The organism is Actinosynnema sp. NPDC023587 (genome assembly GCF_040640215.1).
GTDB lineage: Bacteria > Actinomycetota > Actinomycetes > Mycobacteriales > Pseudonocardiaceae > Actinosynnema.
Genome location: NZ_JBFABG010000003.1, coordinates 369,223 through 386,700, shown reverse-complemented (window position 1 = coordinate 386,700; position 17,478 = coordinate 369,223). Strand labels below are relative to the sequence as shown.

Genomic DNA, 17,478 nt, shown 5'->3' with positions numbered 1-17,478 from the left:
GCAAGGATGGCAGACTTCCCGGACGTGCGCGTTTACCTGGGATCCGACCATGCGGGCTTCGAGTTGAAGGCCCACCTCGCGAAGCACCTGTCCGAAGCCGGCCACGACGTGGTCGACGTCGGTCCGGCGGTGTACGACGCCGAGGACGACTACCCCCCGTTCTGCATCGAGGCGGCCCGCCGCGCGGTGGCCGACGAGGGCAGCCTGGGGGTGGTGATCGGCGGCTCCGGCAACGGCGAGCAGATCGCCGCCAACAAGGTGCCCGGCGCGCGGGCCGCGCTGGCCTACAGCGTGGAGACCGCCCAGTTGGCGCGTGAGCACAACAACGCGCAGTTGATCGGCGTCGGCGCGCGGATGCACTCCGCCGAGGAGGCGACCGCGATCGTCGAGGCGTTCCTGGCCACCCCGTTCTCCGACCAGCCCCGGCACGCCCGTCGGATCGCGATCCTGAGCGACTACGAGCGGACCGGAGAGGCCCCGGAACTGCCCCGGTGATCCGACGGCTGCTGTTCGAGGACCTGGCCGGGACCTTCGCGCCCGATCCGGAGGCGGTCATCGACGCCGCCGCGACGGACCCCCGGTACCTGGAGCGGGTGCCGGGGCTGCTCGCCCTGCTGACCGCCGCCGGGACCGAGCGCTACCACCGCTTCCTGGCGGTGCAGGCGCTCGCGTCCTGGGGGTGCGGCGCGGTCTACCCGGTGGTGGCGGCCACCGCCGAGGCCGGACGCCGCTCGCCGTGGCTGGGCGTGGTCCGCGACCTGGCCGGCCGCGACCGGACGTTCCCGGAGCTGGCGGGCGCGGTGGCCGAGGGCCGGCGGCACACCGCGGGCACCGCCGCCGAACCCGCCCGGGTCGCGGCGCTGACGGCGTTGGTCGCGCTGGGCGACGAGCTGTTCTTCGACTGGCAGCTCGCCTACGCGGCGGACCGGCCGGAAGCCGCCGACGCGCTGGCCGAGGTGGTCGACCGGGGCCTGGACCGGACGGACGAGGCCGACTTCGACCGCGTGCTCCAGCTCGCCGGCCTGTGCGCCGTGCTCGGCCGGCACGACCACGCCCGCGCCGTGCCGCTCGCGGAACGGCTGCTGCGCGGGGACAGCCGGCTGACCGTGCGCGTGCACCTGCGACCGGTGGTGGCGATCGGTGCCTGAAGGACACACCCTGCACCGGCTCGCCCGGCTGCACCAGCGCCGGTACGCGGGCGCGGTCGTCGAGGTCACCAGCCCGCAGGGCCGGTTCGACCCGTCCACTGTGGACGGCCGGGTGCTGGTGCGCGCCGAAGCGCACGGCAAGCACCTGCTCCACCACTACGGCCCGGACGCCACCGTGCACGTCCACCTCGGCCTCTACGGCACGTTCAGCGAGTTCCCGCGCCCGGTCCTCGACCCGGTCGGCCAGGTGCGGATGCGCCTGGTCGGCCCGACCCACTGGACCGACCTGCGCGGCCCCACCCGGTGCGAGGTGCTCACCGCCGGCGAGGTGGCCGCACTGCACGCCCGGCTGGGCCCGGACCCGCTGCGCCGCGACGCCGAGCCGGGCCGGGTGTTCGACCGGATCGCCCGGTCCCGCCAGTCCATCGGCGTGCTGCTGATGGACCAGCGGGTCATCGCGGGCGTCGGCAACGTCTACCGGGCCGAGGTGCTGTTCCGCCACGGCCTGCACCCGCTGACCCCGGGCAACCGGGTCGACCGCGCGCTGTGGGACCTGATCTGGGCGGACCTGGTGCTGCTGATGCGCGACGGCGTGAAGGTCGGCCGCATCGACACCGTGCGCCCCGAGCACCTGCCCGCCGCCACCGGCCGCGCCCCGCGCCGGGACCGGCACGGCGGCGAGGTCTACGTGTACCGGCGGACCGGCCTGCCGTGCCTGGTGTGCGGCACCCCCGTGGCGATGGCCGACCTCGCCGGCCGCAACCTCTACTGGTGCCCCCGCTGCCAGCCGGAGTGACCCGGCACCCCGATCGCCCCGGTGCGGGAACCGCGCGCCGCTCTCCCCGTCCAAGCTAACGGAACCCGGTCCGCGAACGATCAGCCGGCAGGAGAAGGGGGCGTGGGGTGACCGATCCCGTGTTCGGCGGCGACGAAGTCCGCACGGAGCAGGAAATCGCCCGGTGGGTGGCGGGTGTGACGGCGAAAGCCGAGCAGTACCAGGAGATGAGCAGGCAGGTCGCCGCGGTCGCGGTCAACGAGGTGTCCAAGGACGGCCTCGTGCGGCTCAGCGTCGGCGCGTCCGGCGCGTTGCAGAACCTGGAGATCTCCGACAAGTCCCGCGAGGTGTCCGGCGCGGCGCTCGCCGCGTCGATCATGGCGACGATGCGGCGCGCCCAGTCCCGGATCGCGGGCCGGGTGTCGGAGATCGTGACCGCGGTGGGCGTGGCGGAACCGGGAACCGCGGACGCGCTGGTCTCGTCCTACAGCCGGCGCTTCCCCGAGCCTTCGTCCGACACCCCTCCGTGGGCGGACCAGGTGCGGCCGACCACGCCGCCGCCCGCGCGGCGGCCCGTCCAGGACGACGAGGACTGGGACGGTCCTTCCGTCACCGAGTAGGGGGTTCGCGTGAACCAGGGGTACCAGGTCCTCGTAGAGGAGTTACGCGGTCACGCCGACCGCCTGCGCGGCGTGGAGGACCAGCTCGCCCAGGCCGTCGACGCCGCGCGCCAGGTCAGCCTGTCCGGCGAGGCCTACGGCAAGACCTGCGTGATGCTGCCGCCGATGATGACGTTCATCGCCAACGCCGGCGTGCACGCGCTGACCGAGGTGGCCGGCTCGATCGGCGAGACCATCGAGACGGTGAAGCGGACCGCGACCGACTACGAGACCGTCGAGCAGGGCAACGCCCAGGCGTTCCGCGGGAGCAGCGGATGAACAACCCGCTGGTCGCGGAACGGCAGGACTCCACCCGGAGCTACACCGGCATCGGCCCGATCGAGGCCGCCGTCGACCTCCAGCAGGCGTTCGCCGACGGCACCTGGGTCGACCAGGGGCTGGCCCTGGCGGGCGGCGGGCTGGAGGCGCTCGCGTTCGTGCTGGACCCGCTCGGGTCGCTGGTCGCCACCGCCGTCTCGTGGCTCATCGAGCACGTCGGCCCGCTGCGGGAGGCGTTGGACTGGCTCGCCGGCGACGCCGACCAGATCGCCGCCTACGCCAAGACGTGGGGCAACGTCTCGCAGGCCGTCACCAAGGCCAACGAGAGCCTCGTCGCGGAGGTCGACCGCGGTGCGGCCGGCTGGACCGGCGCGTCCGCCGACGCCTACCGCGAGTCCATCACCGGCCAGTCCCGGCACATCACCGCCGCCGCGCGGTGCGCCGAGATCATCGGCACCGTGGTCGAGGTGTCCGGCGTGCTGGTCGGCACCGTGCGCGGGATCGTCCGCGAGATCATCGCCGAGTGCGTGGCCACGCTGATCGCCCGCATCCCGCTGTGGCTGGCCGAGGAGGCCGTCACGCTCGGCTTCGCGACCGCGCACGTGGTCTCGGCGGCGGTCGCGATCATCGCCAACTTCGTGAAGAAGATCGGCGACAAGATCGCCCAGTTGCTGCGGTCGATCGCGAAGCTGCGGCCGATGCTGTCCCGGCTGGACGAGATCTGGGAGCTGATCAAGCAGGGCCTCAAGGCGCTGCGCAAGGGCGACGCGCCCGGTGGCGCGCCGAAGCCCCCGGAACCGGTGAAGAGGCCCGGCAACACCGACGTCAAGCCCCAGGGCGACCCGGGCGGCGGCACCACACCGCCCAGGCAGGGCGGCGAAGCGCCGGTGTCCAAACCGCCCGAGACCCACGGCGACAACGGCAGCACCCCGCCGCCCCGCCAGGGTGGCGAGGCCCCGCCGGTCGCCAAGCCCCCGGAGACGCACGGCGGCGACACGGGCGGGAACACGAGCACCTCCGGCACGACCGGCGGCACCGTGGACGCCCCGCCCAGGCCGACCGGCGGCGACACCACCCCGTCGAGCGGCGGTTCCGGTTCGAACCCCCCGACGGACGGCAGCGGCGGCGGCTCGAACAAGCCGCCGGGTGGCGACAACCCGCCGCCGACCCCGGGCGACCCGAACCCGCACCCGCTCAACCGGCGGCCCGTCGACCCGAAGCAGCCGCACCCGGAGATGACGCCCGCCGAGAAGGCGGCGCTGGACAAGCACCTCAAGGAGCTGGAGGCCAGGAACCCCGAGCGGTTCAAGGAGCTGGAGAAGGACCCGGACCACAACGGCAAGGCCCGCGAACCCTCGCGGGACGAGGCCCGGCTGGCGCTCGACCTGGAGCAGCGCGGCTACGGCCCGTTCGAACGGCCGACCGGCCCGGACGGCAAGCTCATCCCGGCCCAGGGCGACTTCGTGGACGCCTCCGGCCAGCGCTGGGACGCGAAGAGCATCAACTCGGACTGGCCGCCGGGCGTGCCCGAGGACATCCGGAAGAACCCGTACCGCAACGGGTACAACGAGGCCTGGCTGGAGAAGACCGTCCAAACGCAGTTCGACCTGGAGCGTAACGTCATCCTGGACACGCGCAACGCCAACGCGGCGGACATCGAGAGCGTGCGCGCCCTGGTGGAGAGGAAGGGTTGGGGTGACCGGATCATCTTCTACCCGTGAACCGTGGCAGCCCCTGCGCTGGCCCGACGCGCCCGAGGCGGTCGCCGCCCTGCGCCGGTGGCTGGACGACCCGGACCAGCCGCTCTACGCGCTCGACGTGGACCTGCGCGGCGCGGACCTGTCCGGCGGGCCGTTCGCCGACGGGTGGCTGTCCCGCTCGAACCTGGCCGACGCGGTGCTGCGCGGCACGGAGCTGTGGGGGGCGCACTGCGAGGAGACCCGATTCATCCGGGCCAACCTGGTGGACGCCGACCTGGTCAAGGCCGTCCTGCACGGGGCGAGCTTCGTCCGGGCCCAGTTGATCGGCGCGAACCTCACCGGGGCGGACGCCCTGGGTGCCCGGTTCACCGAAGCAGACCTGCGCCGCGCGAACCTGGCCGGCGCGTTCTTCACCGACGCCGACTTCACCCGCGCCGACCTGTCCGGCACCTCGCTGACCAACACGTCGTTCCGGGGCGCGGTCCTGGTCGACGCCACCGTGTCCGGCATGACCGGCACCGTCCTCGGCCCGACCGAGGTGGTGCCCGGCCTCAAGCTGGACGGGGCCGAACTAGAGCAGTGGTTCGGGGCGCGGGGCGCGGCGGTGTCCGTGCTGCGCACCCAGTCCGTCTGATCCCGTAGTCGAGGAGAGGGGCCGTCCGACACCGGACGGCCCCTCTCGTTCGTCGGTCCGCGCCGGCGTGCTCAGAAGTCGAAGCCCCCGAAGTCGCCACCGCCGAAGTCGCCGCCACCCCAATCGCCGCCGCCGGCGTCACCACCGCCGTCACCGCCACCGCCGTCACCGCCACCGCCGTCACCACCCGCGTCGCCACCGCCGTCGGCACCCGCGCCGTCGGCGTACCCGTCCGCGTAGGCGGCCTCCGCCGAGACACCGGACATACCCGAGAACATCGCGCTGAACAGCAGGACCGAGCCCACTCCCCACGCGCCGGCGACCAGCGCGGGCTTCCACCACGGCTCGCTGTACCAGCCCTGCGGCACCGGGCGGCCCGCCACCACACCACCGGGGTAGTAGTGCGGCGTGTCCGACCCCGGACGCGGCGACGCGGCGTAGTCGTGGCCCTCGACGCTGACCTGGCGGTCTTCGCCGACCCGCCCCGCACGGCTCTGGCCGGTCAGGTCCGGCAGCTCCGGGCCCGGGTCCAGGCCCATCGCCGTACGCGCCGCGCGGACGTAGTAGAGGCCCTCCATCGCCGTCTGCGTGACCAGCTTGCACTGCTCGACGGTCTTCGCCTGCTCCATCTGCGAGCCGGCGGCGGTGAACCGCTCGGACGCGTCGGCCAACGCCTGGCTGGACGCCACGTCCGTGCCGGTCAGGTTCATCACCTGCCCGCCCAGCCGCTCCACCCAGCGCCGGGCGTCGGCCTGGGCGTCCTCCAGCGCCCGCTGCCGGGCGGCGGCACGGGACTGGGCCAGGTACCAACCGCCGCCGATGACCACGACGAGCAGCACGAGCACCACGATGGTGGCGGTCACGGGTCCTCCCGGAGTCCGACGGCATTGCTGTCAGGTGAACGCACCAGACCGGGTCATAGGTTCCCCAACCGGTCAAAACACCTCCGGGCGATGTGGTGCGCAGGCGGCCGAAAACGCCTGTGACCGGCCCTCCGGCACGCCAGGTGTGAGTTCTCGCACCTGTTGCGCCCTGGCCGGCGCGGGGCAGTCGCGTGCCGCCGGTCCTCGTGCAGCCCGTGCAACTGGGCGGTCACCACCCTGGTCATCACGCCGCGCCGCGTTGCCGGGCACTGCGGAGGGCGAACGCCATACGTCCGTCTTACGCCGTCTCGCCCACGTACGCGATTCATTCGGAGGTGTCGCCGGGCCCGCGCGCTCGGACATGCTTCGCCGATGGACGCACGAGCGCTCGGCAGCGCCCTGCGGGCCGAGGCGGCGGCACTGGCCGCCGCAGCGGACCTCGCGCCGGGGGACCGGGAGGTGCCCGGGTGCCCCGGCCTGACCGTGGCGGGGTTGGTGCGCCACGTCGGCTCGGTGCACCGACTGGTGACCCGGTGGGTGACCCGAGGCAGCCGGCCGACCGAGTGGCCGCGCTCGCCCGGCGGCGCGGACCCGGTCGACTGGTACCGGATCGGCGCGGCGACGCTGATCGCCGTGCTGGACCCGTCGCGGGCCGGGGAACCCGCCGCGACCTGGTGCCCGTGGGACCGCACGGTCGGGTTCTGGCTGCGCCGGATGGTGCATGAGACGGCCGTGCACCGGGTGGACGCGCAAGCCGCGACGGGCCTGTCCGCGCCGCTGAACCCGGCGCTGGCGGCGGACGGCATCGACGAGGTGCTCACCCTGTGGCTGGGCTGCCACCTCCCGCCCGCCGCGAACACCGGCGGCCGGGCGGTGGCGCTGCGCGTACCGGGCCGCGAGTGGACCGTGGCGCTGCACGAGCAGGTGGTCGACTTCTGCCCGCTCGGCGACCCGGCGGCCGTCGTGACGGGGTCGGCGTCGGCGGTCGACCTGTGGCTGTGGGGACGTGCGCCGCTGTCGGGGTTGTCGGTGGAGGGCGACGTCGACGCGGTGCACGCGCTGCGCGCCGCCGTCGCCGCGGTGACCCGCTAGCCCGGCGGCCAGGTCATCGAGCGCCCGCCGAGCACGTGGCAGTGCACGTGGAAGACGGTCTGCCCGCCGTCGCGCCCGGTGTTGAAGACCAGCCGGTAGCCGTCCTCGGCGAGCCCCTCGGCCTTCGCCACGTGGTGCGCGGCCTGGAGCACCGCGCCCGCCGTGACGGGGTCGAGGTCGCCCACGGCGCGGTGGTGGTCCTTGGGGATGACCAGGACGTGCGTCGGGGCCTGCGGGTTGATGTCGTGGAACGCGAGCACGGTGTCCGTCTCGTGCACGACCCGAGCCGGGACGGAGCCCGCGACGATGCGGCAGAACAGGCAGTCATCGGTCACGAACGGCATCGTAGGGCGCACACTGTGGTGATGACGCGCACGAAGCTCCGCGTGATCCTGAGATGCCTGGTGACCTTCGCCATCGGCTTCCTCACGCTGGTGCTGTCGGTCCGTTTCGGCGAAGTCCTGTGGCGCGCCGTGACGACCTACGGCCGTTAGTCCGCCCGACGCAGAGCCCCGTGACCGCCGGCTCAGCCGGACACGAAGCAGAACTCGTTGCCCGCAGGGTCGAACATGACCTGAAAGCTACCCTGCTCGTCCGTCACGACCTCCCCGACGATGGCGGCCCCGAGCCGGACAGCGACACCGGCCGCGCCCGGGATGTCGTCCACGGCGATGTCGAGGTGCAACCGGTTCTTCACGGACTTGCCCTCCGGCACGGGCTGAAACGAGATTCGCGGCCACCCCGGCGGCTCGACGTGGGACCACCCCAACGCCCGGTCCACCGGCACACCGCCGAGCAACGCCGCCCAGAACCGCGCCAACGGGGCAGGTTCCAGGCAATCCACCACGATCTGGTCAAGTCGCATGTCCCCATCATGAGCGCCCCGACCCCACCGGTCACCCGAGCCACCCAAGACGCCCCTAGTCCAACGCAACCGCCCCCAGCCACCCTCCATCAATCCACTGTGGACAGACAACTCCCACCCCAGGGAACACGCATCCCCCACCCGGCCGCTCTCCCTTGTCGCCCCCTCCTCCCTCATCGCCTCCGCTCCTCCCTCACCGGGGTCCGTACATGATCACCCCGACCCCGACCAGGCACAGTGCCGCACCCACCAGGTCCCACCGATCAGGCCGGAACCCGTCGAACACCACACCCCAGACCAGGGAACCGGCCACGAACACCCCGCCGTACGCGGCGAGGATGCGCCCGAAGTGGGCGTCGGGCTGGAGCGTCGCCACGAACCCATAAGCGCCGAGGGCGATCACACCCAACCCGACCCACCACCACCCGCGCTGCTCGCGGATGCCCTGCCAGACCAGCCACGCGCCACCGATCTCGGCGACAGCGGCGAGCGCGAAGAGAAGAACCGACCGCACAACTCCCATGCCCGCGACCCTAAGCGGAAGTCGCCTTCACCAACTGCGCGTTGCGCCCGAAGATGAACCACCCGAGGCTGCCGAGGAAAGGGAATCCGAAGATCACCACGATCCAGAGGAACTTCCCGCCCCCGGTGAGCCGGTCCTGGCGCATGACGGAGATGAACGCCGCCACCCAGAGCGCCACGTGGAGCAGCGCGAGGAAAAGCAGGAACACCGCGATCGTGACGCTGGTCGAATCGGCGTTGTCCTGAGCGAGAACCATGATCATGACGCTCAACCTAAAAGCCAAATGCCCCCCGCTCGCACTGAACCACCCGGACGTGTGAACACCCCCAACACACCCCACCGCACCCACCCCGCCGCTGCCCGTCCACAGTGGACCGAATCGCCAGAAGTTCATGGTGATCGAGTCCGTGCGACGCGCTCCCGGGTGGTCGATGCACGACTACCCGGTCGTCCCATAGGTAGAGGGGTGGTATCCCCGCCCGATACCCGAGGCCGAGCTGGCCAGCCGCAAGTTCCCCCTCCGGCAGAGGCACCTCTCGTCGAGTCTGCTTGGCTCCTGAACCGCTTGGCGGAAGACGATCTGGGCAGTTCTGGGGAGTGCTCCCCGCCGATCACCAACAGTTCCCGAGCGCTTCCTGCTGCGCGGAGGCGACGACATGCCGTTCGCGGACCTCGTACACCCAGGCTTCAACATCTACACGGCCCACGAGGCAGGTACCACCCACACACGTTCAAGTCATACCTGGACCTCTGCGATCACCCCCACCCACAGCAGTCCAAAGTCCGCATCCTCGGCTTGGCCGTCACGCTTGTCCGAATCCGCGTTCATCGGTGGTGCGTTGAAAACCTTTGCGCCGCGAGCTTTGAACGCCAGGGAAGATGCGGCTTCGCTGGCTACGGTGTGGACGATGGATCGTGGCGAGACATCGACATACTCGACACCGCTTGGTCGCCGTAACGATTGGCGTGGTCGCAGGGGATAAGACCAAAGTCTCGGCAGGCCTTGGTCGTCCCCTGCGACTCACCGACCGGCGTTTCCGCGCATTGAGGGGCGAGGGCTTCCGGTCATGCTCAGCCTAGTGGATCGTTCGGTGCGCACGTCAAGTCGCAGCGTGCACACAACCGGGTGATCACAGTCCTCCGGTGCTGCGCCGGTGTACGGCGTACGGCTCCGCGCACGGTCGTCGGGCGGAGTGAAGCGGGAGCCTGGCATGCAGGGATGCGGGGATGTCTGTGCCAACGTGCACCGGGATGGCGTGGCGGTGGGCCATGGGCTGTGGGATGTGGAGCTTGTGGCTTGGGCCTACTCGGTGGCTGACGGGCTGTTGAAGGACGCGGTGCCTCGGCGGTGGGATAAGGGCACGGCTGTCCGGGATGCGTTGTGGTGGGCTGACATGACGACGGGCCCGGATGGTGAGCTTGTCGAGGTCGGCCAGCGGATTGCCGAGATTGAGCGTCGGTACGGGCCGGGTGACGTGATTACTCGGTTCATCCGGGAGGCGCGGCCTGAGCTGGTGGCGGCTGTTGAGCGGACTGAGGCTTGGTTGCGGGCTGCTCAGGTGAAGTAAGGGGTTTGGTCATCGGTCAAGCCGTGGACGATGCGCAGGCGGATTGACGGGTGGATGTCCATGTCGTCCAGGTCCGTGGGTTCTACCCAGAGGACTTCCTTGGACTCGTTGCTGGTGCGCAGGTCGCCGCTGAGAGGGCGGGCGCGGAAGCAGATCGAGAATTCCTGGCGGACCTCGCCGTCGTCGTAGGCGATGACGTGCGCGGGGTTGGAGTAGAGGCCGACCAAGGTCGTGACCTCGACGTGGACGCCGGTCTCTTCCTCTACCTCGCGGACGACAGCTTCGGTGAGGGTTTCGCCTGCGTCCTGGCCGCCGCCGGGGAGGGCGTACTTGTCGTTGTCCGTGCGGCGGATCATGAGGATGCGTCCGTCCTGGTCACGGACTACGGCGCTGACTGCCACGCGGATGCTGGTCGCCTTGGGCGCGTTCGGGTCGTTCAGGTGGTCGGTGCGGCTCACGGATTCGACTCTGTCAGAAGGTGGCGCGCTTTGCTGACGACCAGATGGCTTCGATGCTCTCCGAGTACGACTCGAACAGGTCGCCAGCGGAGAGTCGGCGCAGGTGGAGCGCTGGGGCGTGGGCACCGGGGAAGCCGTACACGTGGGTTTTGATGATCATCTCGTCGTCGAACCGGAACGCGGAGTTGTAGAGAGTTGTCTTGTGCAGGCGGATCTTCGCGCCCCCCGGCCTTGCGGCGCAACTCTTTCGCGAACGTCGGGCACTCGACCAGGAACAGGGCTGCGGAGGACAGGATGTCGATGTGCTCGGCTGCATCCTTGAGCAACCGGTCCTACAAGTCAGCCGGGACGTTGTTGCGGTGGAGGTACACCTTGACCACCTCGGACTCTGCGATCTCGGCTTTGCGCTCGACATGGTCGCGGTCAAGTCTGTTGCGTAGCAGGGCTTCTCGTAGCCGATCATTCGCCATGAGCTTCCCCGTGAAGACGAGTCCGGTAAGCCCCCTGACATGAAGGGGCGGCGGGCATGGTGCACAGCGCACAACCGGCGGCGAGTGAGATGGCCGTCAATGGGGGACTACGCGTCACCGGGATCGGGTGACCGCGTAGTGCATCACCTCGTGCGGCTGCACAGTGGCGGCAGGTGTGCCGACCAGGGTTACGTCCCTGGCCTTCGCGTGCCGCATCGAATTGTCGTTCGGCTACGCGTTTCCGGTGAACCACCTCGGGCTTGGCTGCGACCTGCACGGTCTGGGGCGGGAGTTGACGGTGCTCGTCAGGAACCTGCACAAGCGAAGGCTTGGGGACGTTGCGCAGGAGCACTCGGCGAGACGAGAGCAGGGAGGCGTCGGTGATGGGTGGCTCGTCCGAGGACGAGCGGAACGTGCGGGAGGACGAGTGGTCCATCGGCCAGGGCATGGTGGTGATCGGTCGACGGTTCAAAGCGGTTGCCGATCTGCACGGCAGGGAGCAGGCACGTTCGAGGGTTGGTGTCGTGCTCGGTCGAGAAGTGCGCCCTGGGCCGTGTACCCACGACGGACGTGCTGGTTGGTCGTGGTGGTGATGGCGCACGCCCTGAACACGGCGTGTGACGACAACTGGACACTCGAAGCCGGTGGGTGTGATCGCCGGGAACAGTCCTCAGGCTTGACGGGCCGTGGTCTGTTCTCGGCGACCCATCGACTGGTGTCTCTTGATGACCTTCGGCATACCGGCAACACCTCGGCCGCTGAAACGGGTGAGGCGTTCCGCGAACCCATGGATCGGCTGGGGCACTGCTCCACCGGTGCCCCCCGCTCCTCTACCTCCACGCCCGAGAGGAGCGGGGGCAGAGCATCGCGGCCGGGATTGAGGCGATGGTCAGCGCCGAGAAAGGGCACGTCGGAGGAGGAGGGGCCCGCGAGGGGCACAGAAGATCATCGGAAAGCAAAAGACCGTCCACGTGGGACGGTCCGCAAGAGCTCTACCAGTCCTTTTGACAGAGAGCGGGTGACGGGAATCGAACCCGCATGGCCAGCTTGGAAGGCTGGAGCTCTACCATTGAGCTACACCCGCATCGCGCCCACGGGGTGGGCGCGGGAACAGCTTAGCCTGTCGCGATAGGGTGTCGGTGACCGGGGCGTGGCGCAGTTTGGTAGCGCACCCGCTTTGGGAGCGGGGGGTCGCAGGTTCAAATCCTGTCGCCCCGACCAGGTCAGGGACCCTGTCCTCCTTCGGGAGGACGGGGTTTCTGCCGTTCCGGGAACCTGCCGTTCCGGGGATCCGGTGGTCCGGGTCTGCGGGGTGGAGCGGCCGAAGGGCCAGGGGGAAGTCCTGGTCCGCTTCGGGTCGAGGTGCGTGCCGTTCTTGAGCACACCCGCGCCATCGGGCGCTCAAGAACGGCGGTCCTCGGGGGTCACACCGGTGTTGCCACCTGCTCGCTCACCACCTGCGCCGCCGCCGACACCAGCGCCGTCACCGACGGGTTGCTGGAGTTGTCCTGCCGCCATGCGAACTGGGTGTACACCCGGAACGGCGGCACCCAGGGCAGGCGGCACAGCCTTCCGTCGGCCAACTCCGCCGCCACCGTCACCTCGGGGACCAAGCTGATCCCCAGTCCCGAGGCGACCGCGCGCTTGGCGGCGTCGATCGAGTCCAGCGCCAGCACCGGCGACCTCGACTCCGCTTCCTGGAGGCCGAGCGCCTGTTCGAACTGCTCGTAGTAGCTCGCCCCGTTCTCCGCCCGGATGAGGGTGCTCCCGCGCAGCTCATCCTCGGTGATCACGGAACGCCTGGTCAGCGCGTGCGTCGGCCCGGCGACCATGACCAACGGCTCCGGGCACAGCACGGTCGTCTCCAACCCCTCGCGGGGTTCCACGGAGCCGATGAAGAACGCGCAGTCGAGCCTTCCCTCGCGCACCGACGCCAGGTTCGCCTGGGTGTTGCGCGAGTGCAGCGAGATCTGGACGCTCGGGTAGCGCCAGCACATGTACTCGATCAGTGGTAGCAGACGGTAGTCGGTCAGACTCTGCGCGCTCCCGATGACCAGTTTGCCGTGCGGCTCCCCGTTCATCGTGATGGCTTTTCTCGCCTTGTCCGTCAACGTGATGATGTTGCGCGCGAAAGGCAGTAGTTCGACCCCGGCGGACGTCATCTGGATCCCGCGCGGGAGTCGACGGAACAGCGGCACGCCAAGGGTCTCTTCGAGTGCCTTGATCCGAGTGGTTATGGTGGGTTGCGAGCAATTCAGCGTGGCGGCTGCCTTGGTGAAACTGCCCGTTTGAACCACAGTTGTGAACGCCAAAAGCTGACGCGTCTCCATGGAGCTCCCCAACGGTGCGTGAAAGTGATCCACGAGCGGCCGGTGTAGGACGGCGTCGTGGGTTCGTTGCGTGGCGGCGGTCGACCTAGCTGCGCCGGATGGCCGGACGCGGTGCCCTGCTGGTCAACATCGCCGCTCCACCGTGAGGAGCGGTACCCGATGGTCTCGTGTTCCGGCCTGACCCTGTCGGAGTCCGGCACGGTGGTGCTCGGAGCCGGCGTCCGGGGCGGGTCCTGGGTTACTGTTCGGCAGCGGCGGAATGGCTCTCATCGGGTCATCGGCACCTTGTCTGGTAGGTGGTTAAAGAGCTCGATGACATTGTTTCGCTCGTCCCTCTGGTCCCGGTTGCCGGTGACGTCCGCTGCTGGCCCCCCAGAACGCCCGGCAACGTGAATTGTTTTGTGGTCCAGCGATGCGGGTCCGGGCGTCACGCTACCTGAAACCCACACTAATGGACTACGGCGAGTGGAGTCATCTCGACAAGTGAAAGTTTTCCGTCGACCACTACTCCAAACGGCCGCAATTCACTCCATGTGTCGAACCTCCCCGTCGTCGTGGTTGCGGTCGGTTAGTCGCCGCTACGGCATCCGTGTTACAGGGGGGTCGTGTGACTGCGCTCGGTGATGAGCTGTCTCGCTCTGTCAGCGCATGACCCCATCACTCGAACGGTCCACGACGAAAGTCGCTCTCTACGCCATTGGGGGCAAGGGTGGCGTCCGAATCGCCGAAGCCGCGACCTCGCCCCCCGGCACGGCCCCCGCCTGGGCTTTTCCGCACTGGTGCGGTCAGTGCCCGCAGGTCGGACCGGTGTCAAGATCCGCTGCCGGACGGCCCTGGGGACGCCCCGGCGCGGCCGGCTCGACGGGCGGTGCGCCCCAGGCCGTCTCCCCTCCGGGGTGAAATAGGAGAACAATCGGCGAAAATGACGACTGTTCAGGTCTTCCGACGCGTCCCTGGGTGCAATGGAAACGGTCGTTGAATTCCGCGCGTACTCCTGCCGGGCGGCCCTCGCGGGCGCGCGTGCGGGAAACGCTGGGGAAGACCCCGAGACGAGCGCGCGGGAAGTCGGGACCAGCGCCCGGCACGTCGGTGGGCCGGGCCCGGGACGGGTCCGAAGGCCGTCCCGGCGGTCGATGCCGAAGCCGTCGCCGCGCCATCCCGAAGCCGGTCGCCGGCGCTCTCCCGCCCAGGCGCTCGCGCGGTAGTGCGCGCGAGTTCCGGGGTGCCGGACCCCGGCCGCCCCCCACCGCCTAGACTCAGGCGGAATCCCGACGCCCGAGCAGAGCGTTTTCGGGATGTTCCGCACGTTCTGCCCGTTACGAGGAGACCACGTTGAAGAGCACCGTCGAGCACCTGAGCCCGACGCGGGTCCGGATCAACGTCGAGGTGCCGTTCGACGAGCTCAAGTCGGACTTCGACCGCGCGTACCGGAAGCTGGCCAAGCAGGTCCGCATCCCCGGCTTCCGCCCCGGCAAGGCCCCCGCCCGCGTGCTGGAGAGCCGCATCGGCCGCGCGCCGGTCCTGGACGAGGTCGTCCAGGAGGCGATCCCGGCCAAGTACCTGGAGGCGGTCAGCTCCGGCGAGATCCGCACCCTCGGCCGCCCGGACTTCGAGGTCACGAAGATCGAGGACGGCGAGTCCCTGGCGTTCACCGCCGAGGTCGACATCCGCCCCGAGATCACCGTGCCCGCGTTCGGCGAGCTGGCCGTGAGCGTCGACGAGCAGGAGGTCACCGAGGAGGACGTGGCCACCCAGCTCGACGAGCTGCGCGCCCGCTTCGGCACGCTGACCGGCGTCCAGCGCCCCGCCCAGGAGGGCGACTTCGTGGTCGTCGACCTCTCCGCGACGGTCGACGGCGAGGAGGTCGAGGAGGCCAAGACCGCCGGCCTGTCCTACGAGATCGGCTCCGGCCAGCTCGTCGAGGGCATCGACGAGGCCCTGATCGGTGCCTCCGAGGGCGAGTCCAAGAACTTCACCACGAACCTCGTGGCGGGCGAGCACGCCGGTCGCGACGCCGAGGTCACCGTGGTCCTGAGCTCGGTCAAGGAGCGTCAGCTCCCGGAGCTCGACGACGAGTTCGCGCAGCTCGCGAGCGAGTTCGACACCCTGGACGAGTTGAAGGACGACCTGCGGGTGCGCCTCGGCCGGGTCAAGAAGATGCAGCAGGGCGTGCAGGCCCGGGACAAGGTCCTGGAGGCGCTGCTGGCCTCCGTCGAGGTGCCGCTGCCCGAGGCCGTCGTCCAGGGCGAGGTCGAGGCCCGCGCGCACGACGCCGTGCACGCCTTCGACCACGACGAGAACCGCTTCGCCGAGTGGCTGGTCGAGCAGGGCCAGACCCAGGAGGAGTTCGACACCGAGGTGCGCACCGCCGCCGAGCAGGCGGTCAAGACGCAGCTCGTGCTGGACGCCATCGCCGACGCCGAAGAGGTGTCGGTCAGCGACGGCGAGCTCACCGAGCGGATCATCTACCAGGCGCAGCGGTTCGGCATCAGCCCGGACGAGTACGTCAAGCGCGCGCAGCAGTCCGGCCAGCTCGGCGCGATCTTCGCCGACGTGCGCCGCGGCAAGGCGCTGGCCTCGGTGGTCCGCCAGGCGACCGTGACCGACGAGGCGGGCAACGCGCTCGACCTGGACGAGCTCTTCGGCGAGACGAAGTCCACTGAGGAATCCGCGGCCGAGCCGTCCGCGTAGTCGGTCGGATCTCCACCGGAGTTGAAGCCCTGAGCGAACGCGGGCGGTGTCGGGAAGGCGACGCCGCCCGTCTTCGTTAAGGTCGTTGGCACGAGACTCTTTTCGGCAAAGTTAGGCAGGCAGACGTGACGCAGCACTTCCCGACGCCCGAGATGCGGTCGGCCACGGGGATGAACCTCAACGACTCGGTCTACGAGCGCCTGCTCCGCGAGCGGATCATCGTGCTGGGGTCGCAGGTCGAAGAGGGCATCGCCAACCAGATCACCGCGCAGTTGCTCCTCCTCGCGGCCGAAGACCCCGAGAAGGACATCACCCTCTACATCAACTCGCCCGGCGGCTCGGTGACCGCGGGCATGGCGATCTTCGACACGATGGAGCTCATCGAGCCCGACGTGGCCACCTACGCGATGGGTCTGGCGGCGTCGATGGGCCAGTTCCTGCTCTCCGCGGGCACGCCCGGCAAGCGGCACGCCCTGCCGCACGCCCGCATCCTCATGCACCAGCCCTCGGCGGGTGTCGGCGGCACCGCGGCCGACATCGCCATCCAGGCGGACATGCTCACCCGGACCAAGCAGGAGATGGCGGAGCTCATCGCGCAGCACACCGGCCAGCCGGTGGAGCGCATCATCGCCGACTCCGACCGCGACCGCTGGTTCACCGCCCAGGAGGCCCTGGAGTACGGCTTCGTGGACAAGGTGATCAGCCGGGCCAGCCAGGCGACGACCAACTGACCGGGCAGCAGAGGACCAGGAGAGACCAAGTGAGCCAGTTCCACGCGCCGCAGTCCCGGTACGTGCTCCCCTCGTTCGTCGAGCGCACGAGCTACGGCATCAAGGAGTCCAACCCGTACAACAAGCTGTTCGAGGAGCGCATCATCTTCCTCGGCGTGCAGGTGGACGACGCGTCGGCGAACGACGTGATGGCCCAGCTGCTCGTGCTGGAGTCGGAAGACCCCGACCGCGACATCCTGATGTACATCAACTCGCCGGGTGGCTCGTTCACCTCGCTGATGGCCATCTACGACACCATGCAGTTCGTCCGCCCGGACATCCAGACCTACTGCCTGGGCCAGGCGGCCTCGGCCGCCGCGGTGCTGCTGGCGGCGGGCACGCCGGGCAAGCGGCACGCGCTGCCGAACTCGCGGATCCTGATCCACCAGCCCGCGACCGAGGGCGTGTACGGCCAGGTCTCCGACCTGGAGATCCAGTCGAACGAGATCCAGCGCGTGCGTCGCCTGCTGGAGTCCACGCTCGCGCGGCACACCAGCAAGACGCCCGAGCAGGTCCGCACGGACATCGAGCGCGACAAGATCCTCACCGCGGACGAGGCCAAGGAGTACGGCATCGTGGACACCGTCCTGCCGTACCGGAAGCTGTCGGCCAAGTAGGGCCGAGGAGCGCCCGACACGCCGAGCCGACCAGGG

19 protein-coding genes, 2 tRNA genes and 1 pseudogene are annotated in these 17,478 nt (G+C 70.0%); 13 read left to right on the top strand and 9 right to left on the bottom strand.

The genetic code is table 11. The features are described from left to right. Positions 1-24 precede the first annotated feature (24 nt). The 7 genes from AB0G01_RS10635 (at position 25) to AB0G01_RS10605 (ending at position 5,195) form a co-directional block, all read left to right on the top strand. Complete coding sequence (locus AB0G01_RS10635) at positions 25-495, top strand: ribose-5-phosphate isomerase (RefSeq protein ID WP_360943298.1); 471 nt, start codon at positions 25-27, stop codon at positions 493-495. Further along, positions 492-1,148 (top strand): hypothetical protein, encoded by a 657-nt coding sequence (locus AB0G01_RS10630; RefSeq protein WP_360942390.1) that lies wholly within the window; start codon positions 492-494, stop codon positions 1,146-1,148. Before AB0G01_RS10635 ends, AB0G01_RS10630 begins: the two co-directional genes overlap by 4 nt. Next, positions 1,141-1,944: a zinc finger domain-containing protein gene (locus AB0G01_RS10625; protein ID WP_360942387.1), complete on the top strand. Its 804-nt coding sequence runs from the start codon at positions 1,141-1,143 to the stop codon at positions 1,942-1,944. Before AB0G01_RS10630 ends, AB0G01_RS10625 begins: the two co-directional genes overlap by 8 nt. A gap of 107 nt (positions 1,945-2,051) precedes the next feature. Next, positions 2,052-2,543: a YbaB/EbfC family nucleoid-associated protein gene (locus tag AB0G01_RS10620; protein ID WP_360942384.1), complete on the top strand. Its 492-nt coding sequence runs from the start codon at positions 2,052-2,054 to the stop codon at positions 2,541-2,543. Between the two features lie 9 nt (positions 2,544-2,552). Next, a complete protein-coding gene (locus AB0G01_RS10615; RefSeq protein WP_360942382.1) occupies positions 2,553-2,861 on the top strand; it encodes a type VII secretion target in 309 nt (102 codons plus the stop codon). Continuing rightward, positions 2,858-4,582, top strand: coding sequence for a hypothetical protein (locus AB0G01_RS10610; RefSeq protein ID WP_360942379.1), 1,725 nt, complete (start codon positions 2,858-2,860; stop codon positions 4,580-4,582). The genes AB0G01_RS10615 and AB0G01_RS10610 overlap by 4 nt, the downstream gene beginning before the upstream one ends. Beyond that, a complete protein-coding gene (locus AB0G01_RS10605; protein WP_360942376.1) occupies positions 4,557-5,195 on the top strand; it encodes a pentapeptide repeat-containing protein in 639 nt (212 codons plus the stop codon). The genes AB0G01_RS10610 and AB0G01_RS10605 overlap by 26 nt, the downstream gene beginning before the upstream one ends. A gap of 71 nt (positions 5,196-5,266) precedes the next feature. On the opposite strand, the gene AB0G01_RS10600 is transcribed toward AB0G01_RS10605, so the two are convergent. Continuing rightward, positions 5,267-6,058: a hypothetical protein gene (locus AB0G01_RS10600; RefSeq protein ID WP_360942373.1), complete on the bottom strand. Its 792-nt coding sequence runs from the start codon at positions 6,056-6,058 to the stop codon at positions 5,267-5,269. Positions 6,059-6,430: 372 nt separating this feature from the next. On the opposite strand from AB0G01_RS10600, the gene AB0G01_RS10595 reads away from it, so the two are divergent. Next, positions 6,431-7,150 carry a maleylpyruvate isomerase family mycothiol-dependent enzyme gene (locus AB0G01_RS10595; RefSeq protein ID WP_360942371.1) on the top strand — a complete coding sequence of 240 codons (720 nt, stop codon included), beginning with the start codon at positions 6,431-6,433 and terminating at the stop codon, positions 7,148-7,150. On the opposite strand, the gene AB0G01_RS10590 is transcribed toward AB0G01_RS10595, so the two are convergent. Continuing rightward, complete coding sequence (locus AB0G01_RS10590; RefSeq protein WP_360942368.1) at positions 7,147-7,485, bottom strand: histidine triad nucleotide-binding protein; 339 nt, start codon at positions 7,483-7,485, stop codon at positions 7,147-7,149. The genes AB0G01_RS10595 and AB0G01_RS10590 overlap by 4 nt on opposite strands. A 30-nt stretch (positions 7,486-7,515) precedes the next feature. Between AB0G01_RS10590 and AB0G01_RS10585 the strand changes: the two genes are divergently transcribed. After that, positions 7,516-7,644, top strand: a complete 129-nt coding sequence (locus AB0G01_RS10585; protein ID WP_360942365.1) for a hypothetical protein — start codon at positions 7,516-7,518, stop codon at positions 7,642-7,644. A 32-nt stretch (positions 7,645-7,676) separates the two neighbouring features. On the opposite strand, the gene AB0G01_RS10580 is transcribed toward AB0G01_RS10585, so the two are convergent. The 6 genes and pseudogenes from AB0G01_RS10580 to AB0G01_RS10555 all read right to left on the bottom strand — a co-directional run bounded on the left by AB0G01_RS10580 (position 7,677) and on the right by AB0G01_RS10555 (position 12,118). Then, complete coding sequence (locus AB0G01_RS10580) at positions 7,677-8,015, bottom strand: VOC family protein (RefSeq protein ID WP_360942362.1); 339 nt, start codon at positions 8,013-8,015, stop codon at positions 7,677-7,679. Between the two features lie 193 nt (positions 8,016-8,208). Next, positions 8,209-8,538 carry a YnfA family protein gene (locus AB0G01_RS10575; protein WP_360942359.1) on the bottom strand — a complete coding sequence of 110 codons (330 nt, stop codon included), beginning with the start codon at positions 8,536-8,538 and terminating at the stop codon, positions 8,209-8,211. Between the two features lie 10 nt (positions 8,539-8,548). Next, positions 8,549-8,800: a PLD nuclease N-terminal domain-containing protein gene (locus AB0G01_RS10570; RefSeq protein WP_360942356.1), complete on the bottom strand. Its 252-nt coding sequence runs from the start codon at positions 8,798-8,800 to the stop codon at positions 8,549-8,551. 1,293 nt (positions 8,801-10,093) lie between these two features. Beyond that, the gene (locus AB0G01_RS10565; protein WP_360942353.1) at positions 10,094-10,564 is read right to left on the bottom strand and encodes an NUDIX domain-containing protein; all 471 of its coding nucleotides are present in this window, start codon (positions 10,562-10,564) and stop codon (positions 10,094-10,096) included. A gap of 13 nt (positions 10,565-10,577) precedes the next feature. Continuing rightward, positions 10,578-11,034 (bottom strand): annotated as a pseudogene (locus AB0G01_RS10560) (hypothetical protein). A 1,013-nt stretch (positions 11,035-12,047) separates the two neighbouring features. Beyond that, positions 12,048-12,118: transfer RNA gene (locus tag AB0G01_RS10555), tRNA-Gly, on the bottom strand. A gap of 60 nt (positions 12,119-12,178) precedes the next feature. Between AB0G01_RS10555 and AB0G01_RS10550 the strand changes: the two genes are divergently transcribed. After that, positions 12,179-12,255: transfer RNA gene (locus AB0G01_RS10550), tRNA-Pro, on the top strand. A 203-nt stretch (positions 12,256-12,458) separates the two neighbouring features. On the opposite strand, the gene AB0G01_RS10545 is transcribed toward AB0G01_RS10550, so the two are convergent. Then, positions 12,459-13,364 carry a LysR family transcriptional regulator gene (locus AB0G01_RS10545; protein WP_360942350.1) on the bottom strand — a complete coding sequence of 302 codons (906 nt, stop codon included), beginning with the start codon at positions 13,362-13,364 and terminating at the stop codon, positions 12,459-12,461. Positions 13,365-14,696: 1,332 nt separating this feature from the next. Here AB0G01_RS10545 and tig point away from each other — a divergent pair. The 3 genes from tig (at position 14,697) to AB0G01_RS10530 (ending at position 17,442) form a co-directional block, all read left to right on the top strand. Further along, positions 14,697-16,055 (top strand): trigger factor, encoded by a 1,359-nt coding sequence (gene tig / locus AB0G01_RS10540; protein WP_360942347.1) that lies wholly within the window; start codon positions 14,697-14,699, stop codon positions 16,053-16,055. Between the two features lie 152 nt (positions 16,056-16,207). Next, on the top strand, positions 16,208-16,786 hold the full coding sequence (locus AB0G01_RS10535) for an ATP-dependent Clp protease proteolytic subunit (protein WP_360943293.1): 579 nt from the start codon (positions 16,208-16,210) through the stop codon (positions 16,784-16,786). A 29-nt stretch (positions 16,787-16,815) separates the two neighbouring features. Then, a complete protein-coding gene (locus AB0G01_RS10530) occupies positions 16,816-17,442 on the top strand; it encodes an ATP-dependent Clp protease proteolytic subunit (RefSeq protein WP_360942344.1) in 627 nt (208 codons plus the stop codon). Positions 17,443-17,478: the final 36 nt, after the last annotated feature.